At 44.7% G+C, this 6,696-nt stretch carries 3 protein-coding genes; 2 read left to right on the top strand and 1 reads right to left on the bottom strand.

Annotation, left to right across the window (positions count from 1 at the left end; translation table 11 throughout):
* Positions 1 to 443: 443 nt before the first annotated feature.
* Positions 444 to 1,613 (bottom strand): 3-dehydroquinate synthase, encoded by a 1,170-nt coding sequence (gene aroB / locus Q0668_RS25710; protein WP_298869429.1) that lies wholly within the window; start codon positions 1,611 to 1,613, stop codon positions 444 to 446.
* Between the two features lie 218 nt (positions 1,614 to 1,831).
* Here aroB and mfd point away from each other — a divergent pair, with 218 nt between their 5' ends.
* Complete coding sequence (gene mfd, locus Q0668_RS25705) at positions 1,832 to 5,164, top strand: transcription-repair coupling factor (RefSeq protein ID WP_298869428.1); 3,333 nt, start codon at positions 1,832 to 1,834, stop codon at positions 5,162 to 5,164.
* Positions 5,165 to 5,349: 185 nt separating this feature from the next.
* Complete coding sequence (locus Q0668_RS25700) at positions 5,350 to 6,612, top strand: peptidylprolyl isomerase (protein WP_298869427.1); 1,263 nt, start codon at positions 5,350 to 5,352, stop codon at positions 6,610 to 6,612.
* Positions 6,613 to 6,696 lie beyond the last annotated feature (84 nt).

The raw sequence follows: 6,696 nt of genomic DNA, 5'->3' as shown, positions 1-6,696 counted from the left end.
GATCATTTCCGCGAGGAACTCAACATCACCCATTGTCATACGAAGTACTCGTTCGCGGTTGATCAAACGCCACTTTCGATGAACGGATACTAATTTTGGGTTTTTCATCTTAGGTTTTCCTTTTCTCACGCATCACAACATGATGGAGTCTGTTCTAATCAAGATCCATCTAATAAAAACTTGTGATTAATAGAGAATGAAACGCGAGGTCCTAAGAAAAGATAGTTCCCATTTCTGAGTAGAAACTAAGAACATGCGGATCAAGCAGAAATTGAAGATCAGTTTCTTGCCGATTGTGCAGGCAATACAGCTCGAATCAAATAAAAGGGCTGAAAATACAGGAAAATACCATATTTGTGTTTGCATTAATACAGGATGATATCCCTCCACATGGAGTGGATTCTAATCAGTGTTCCATTATTGATGGACAGAAATCTCGTCTTTTAGATTTGAAAATCATCACGCGATGTAGTTTGTTTCAATTGCTCAAGTACTTCCCGTACAAGCGATTCGGGAATCTCTTTAAACACTTCAACGCGTCCTAAACAGGTTGGCAGCACAAATCGGAGCTGACCTCCAACAGTTTTCTTATCCAGTTTCATGCGGTCCATGATGTCTTCGATGTTTAACTGAGTCCCTTCAGGTAGCGATACTGGTAATCCTAATGCCTGCAAAAGATGGGTTTGACGTTCTGTTTCCTGGTGGGAAATTAAATTGAGTTTTTCTGCAAGATGGCTGGCATAGACCATTCCGATTGAAACGGCCTCGCCGTGCATTAATTCTCCATAACCACAGAGTGCTTCAAAAGCATGGGCGAATGTGTGACCGTAATTGAGAATCGCTCTTAAGCCTGTTCTTTCATGCTCATCTTGTTCCACGACTTCCGCTTTGAGCTCACAACAGCGTGCAATCACCGCGCGCAGCACATCGTCAGACCGTTGATTTAGGCCTTCAATATTCTGCTCAAGATATTGGAAGAATTTCACATCGAGTATCACACCATATTTAACGACTTCCGCCAACCCACTGCAGTAATCACGCTTTGGAAGAGTTTCCAGTGTCGAGGTATCTATAAAAACCCCTAATGGTTGATAGAAAGCGCCGATCAGATTTTTAGCCTGAGGGTGATTGACACCGACTTTTCCACCTACAGAACTGTCCACGTGTGCCAGGAGAGAAGTGGGGACTTGCACGAAAGGCAGCCCGCGAACATAGGTTGCGGCGACAAATCCCGCTGCATCACCAATCACGCCGCCGCCGACTGCAATCACAATCGTCTGACGATCGGCTTTCAACTCTACTAATCGATCATACATGCTGGAAATGACTGGCAGAGATTTGGACTTCTCGCCTGGTTCGATCACCACGGTTTCCCAGTTCCAACCACGCGATTCCAGACTCATTTCGATTTTAGGTGTGTGTAATTCAGCAAGATTCTGGTCAGTAATGATAAATGCGGTTTTGTTACCTTCCGAAACGGTATTCCGGAAGGCAGGATTACGATTCAGCCAGTTTTCCAGAGTTTCTGCGAATTGATCGAACTGGTTACTCACAACGGAAATGTGATAACTTCGCGGGCCAAGAGCGACATTGACATCAAGGTTTTCAGACACGTTTTATCCTTCATGATTGCAAAATCAGGCAAGATCGTTCGACATTATCAAAAAAATGCTCCAAGATATGCCTGTTTCTTCTATGTGTTATGAATCTTCTATCGTAACTTTCGATGGTCATGAAGTCACGCCGGATGATCCTGAAAACCAGCTCCCGAAAAGGTTTTTCAAGTTGAGCACGTGACAATTTGACAGCGATTGCTAAAATCATTTTGAATATGATCAAACCAATCGACAGTCAGATTGAGTCGATGCAGGATCTGGTTCCCGTTTTAAGCCGAAATGAAGAATTTGCAGCGGTAGTTGCTGCACTTCAGTCGGGTCAGAGTGGGACGATTGACGGAGCCTGGGGAGGATCATGCGCGCTGACCGCAGCGACGGTTGCGGAATCGATAAAATCCCCTCTCTTAATCGTTCTTCCCCGTCTGAGAGAAATCGAAGAATTTGCCGGTGATCTGACCAGTTTCCTGGGAAGACCGCCTGAAATCTTTCCAGCCTGGGAAACCTTACCAGACGAGCATGATGTTGCCGACACAGTTTTCGGCGGTCGTTTACGAGTACTCAATCAGCTGCAGCAGGCTGGTAAAGAATGCGAACGCGTGATTGTGACCTCCTTTCCGGCACTGCTGCAACCAGTACCCAGTCGACAGCAAAGAAGAGAAGCCACCCGCACACTCAAAGTTGGAGACGAGATAGAAACCGATCCATTTATGAGTTGGCTTATTGAACGTGGGTTCGCACGCACGACGGCCATTGAGTTTCCCGGTGAATTCAGCATGCATGGCGGAATTCTTGATATTTTTTCGCCTGATGCCACTCTTCCGATTCGAATCGAATTTTTTGGTGATGAAATCGAATCCATCAGAAAGTTCGATGTAGAAACTCAGAGAACAGTCGAAACCTGTAATCAGGTAGATCTCACATTGATTTCTCCGGTTTCCGCAAATGAGCAACACTCACAACGGCGAACCGAAGCCAATGTTTCAATCGAGGATACCTCAGAAAGTCTGTTGGATAGTCTGCCAGACAATACCTGTATCGCATTGATTGAACTGCCGGAACTGATCGAAGAAGGTAAACGTTACCTGGAACGACTTGGTAATCCTCGCGGATTATTCAGCACACCGGCTATGATGTCACGTTGCACCGATTTTGCTTCCGTAACAATTGCCCCCATTTCTGCAGGATCCACAGAGATTTCATGTCATCTGCAGATTGAATCCATAGAGCGCTTCACGCAGGCCAAGTCGGAAATGATAGAAGAGTTGGCCTCCATTACCGGTCCGCGCGATAGAGTTATCGTCTGTTGTCATAATCAGGGCGAAGAGGATCGCCTGCGCGAATTACTGGATGAATCCGAATTAGAAATTTCCGAACGCGTGATAACCTGCATCGGAAACCTGGCATTGGGCTTTCGGATTGTGACGGAACATCTGATCGTGCTCAGCGACCATGAGCTCTTCGGTCGAGCCGACATCCGGCACAAACCGCGAAAACGAAAAGCAGAAAGCCGGGCAATAGACAGTTTTCTCGATTTGAATGTAGGAGATTATGTCGTTCATTTGTCTCATGGGGTTGCCCGTTTCAAAGGGCTCGAACTACTTGAGAAAGATGGCTGTCGCGAAGAACACCTCTCATTGGAATTTCGTGACAAGGTACAGATGTATGTTCCCGTTTCGCTGGTGCATCTGGTGCAAAAATACATCGGCGGAGGAAAACATATACCGCAACTCTCTAAGTTGGGAACAAAAAGCTGGGCGAACAAGAAAGAAAAAGCGGAACAGGCCGTTAGAGATATGGCCAGTGATATGTTGCGTTTGCAAGCCATGCGTTCTGGTCAACCCGGCATTTCATACCCTCCCGACAGCCACTGGCAAAAAGAGTTTGAAGCCTCATTTCCTTATACAGAAACGCCCGATCAGCTGCATGCCATCAATGATGTTCGTCTTGATATGGAACGTCCACAGCCCATGGATCGTTTAATCTGTGGTGATGTTGGTTATGGTAAGACGGAAGTGGCAATTCGAGCGGCCTTTAAAGCCATTGATTCGGGAAAGCAGGTTGCAGTATTGGTTCCCACGACGGTTTTAGCAGAACAGCATACGCGTACATTCAGCGAACGCATGGCTGATTATCCGATTACAATCGAAGGTCTGTCTCGTTTCAAAACGAAAGCTGAACAGCGCAGCATTCTCGAAGGTATGGCTTCCGGTAGTGTCGATCTGGTAATCGGGACGCACCGCTTAATCCAGAAAGATATTAAGTTCAAAGATTTAGGATTGCTGATTATTGATGAAGAGCAACGCTTTGGTGTGGAAGCAAAAGAAATGCTGAAACGCCTGCGATTGCAAATTGATGTGCTTACGCTGAGCGCAACCCCCGTGCCTCGTACATTGCATATGTCTCTATTGGGGATTCGCGATATTTCGAATCTGACTACAGCGCCCCGTGATCGTGTTCCCATCGAAACCAGAATCTCTCGTTTTGATCCCGAGTTGATCAGACATGCAATGGTTCGTGAGCTGAACCGGAATGGTCAGGTTTACTTTGTGCACAATCGAGTCAACGATTTACGGACTTATGCCGATCGGATTCAGCAGATCGTCCCTGAAGCCTCTATCGGTGTCGGACATGGGCAGATGAAAGAATCAGAACTCGAAACGGCGATGCTAGACTTCGTTTCTGGGAAAAAAGATATCTTTGTTTGTACCACTATCATTGAGAGTGGACTCGATATTCCGAATGCAAATACGATTTTTATACACGATGCAGGCAACTATGGATTGTCCGATCTACACCAGTTACGGGGCCGTGTAGGTCGATCATATCATCGAGCCTATTGCTATCTGCTATTACGCGATGGTCAGATTTTGACTCCGGTTGCAGCGAAGCGTTTAAAAGCCATCGAAGAATATAGCGAACTCGGTGCCGGTTTCAAAATAGCCATGCGAGACCTCGAAATACGAGGAGCCGGGAATATTCTGGGAACAGAGCAAAGTGGACACATTGCCGCAGTCGGATACGAACTTTATTGTCAGCTACTCGAAAATGCCTGCAAAAAATTGAAAAATGAACCTGTCCGGGAACATCATCATGTCGCCATTGATCTACCTTGCACTGCTTTTTTACCATCAGATTACATTCCTCCCGGGCGCATCAAAATTGAAATGTACCGCAAACTGTCCGCTGTACTTTCGCTCGAAGAACTTTCTGTATTAGAAGCGGAAATGGAGGACCGCTTCGGAACGATACCGAATCCTGCCCGAAAAACGATCCTATTGAAAGAATTACAAATTCTGGCACAGCAATGGCAGGTGGACAGCATTCATCTCGAAGATCAGTTTTTGGTTTTAGGCTATCGAGATAAAAATCATATACTGGCTCTGGCAAAAAGTAACCAGAATCGGATTCCCATTCGGGTTGTCGACCATAAGTCGGCTTATATCCCATTACCAAATTCTGCAATAAATACAGAAGCAATCATGTTAGAGCTTAAATCAGTATTGCAACAAAGTTTTGATCCGGCCTATAATCCCGCACCATCACCCTGACAGGTTGATAAAACGAGTTGAATAATATTCGTTACCTGCCTGAAAGAGTGATATAGATTTTGTAACAGTCTACCTTTCCTTCCTTACAGTTCCCATGTAATACAGGCTGATTACAGTATCTTCTTATTTAGTGTCTCTCTAATTCCCGGTTTATAATTCGATCATCAACTGCAGGATGCATCTTGATGCGCAACGCGCAAATCTATATTTTAATACTTGTCTCACTTAGTATATTGGGTTGTGAAACTACTCCTAAAGTAGATAACCCCGTACTTGGGCCACCACCGCCGCGCCTGGAATCTGCTCTCAAGCAACAAAAACTGAGACATGCTGAAGTTGCCAGTCAGGCTACTGACCAAAAATTAATTCTCGAAGACAATTTTGAAGAATCCAGCAATCCATTTGAATCTCGCATTCGACCTGTTTCTACCACTTCCAGTGAATCTTCGGTGAATCCGGACGACGAATCTGAAGTCTCACTGGATGACAGTGCGGTAGTCGCGATGGTAAATGGTTCCCCGATTTTTGTTTCAGATGTCATCGGCGTCTATACTCATCAGCTCAAACAGGCAGAACATCGAATGCCGCCTGAGGAATACAAGAAATTGCGTCGTGCTCTGGTAAAACGTGATTTGAAGGGGCACATCGAAAGACAATTGTTGATCCATGAAATGAAGAGTACTCTTAAGAAAGAGCAATTAGAACAACTTCAAGAGCATTTGGAATCAGCCTTCGATGAAGAGCAGATTCCCGATATGCAACAAAAGCTGAAAGTGAACTCAATCCAGGAACTTGAAGAAATATTAAACGCACAAGGTCGTACAATATTCAGCGAAAAAGAGCTGTTTATGAAACAACAGATGGCGATGCAGTTTATGGCTGTCAAAGCAAAAGCAACTAATGATTTTAGCCGTGAAGAAGTCCTGGCACGATATAAGTCAAATATCAAAGAGTATGAAGTACCCGCGAAAGCCCGCTGGCAGCGTATTCGAATTACTTATGACAAACATGGTGGAAAAGAGAAATGCATCGGTCCGCTGGATGAAGTCATTCATAAACTTCAGGCAGGAGATGATTTTGGCGAACTGGCGAAAAAATACTCTGATGGAACGCGAGCAGAAAAAAATGGTCAATGGGGTTGGACACGTCGCGGCAGTCTGGCTGAACCAGAAATCGAGAAAGCATTATTTGAACTTCCGATAGGACAAGTCAGCCAGGTCTTTGAAACAGAAAAATCTTTTCAGATAATAAAAGTCAACGAGCGTAAAGAAGCAGGGCACATACAGTTTGCCGATGTGCAAGAAAAACTGGAGTCAACCATGATCTCTGAGTCACGAATGAAAGCCTCAAAAGAGATTCTCGAAAACTTATACGCAAAAGCTGTTATTGAAACGATGATAAATATCGAACTGGAAGATGTAAAAAATACAAAATCGACAGCGAATTAGAACTGAAATGATAAGTAACTGCATGAAAAGCAGACTAAAAAATATTTTTTGAAAACGATACAAACTTTATTGAAAAAATGACCA

Origin of the sequence: uncultured Gimesia sp., assembly GCF_937910335.1 — a bacterium.
Lineage (GTDB): Bacteria > Planctomycetota > Planctomycetia > Planctomycetales > Planctomycetaceae > Gimesia.
Note: the sequence above shows the minus strand (reverse complement) of the source record. Positions and strands in the feature narration are given on the sequence as shown.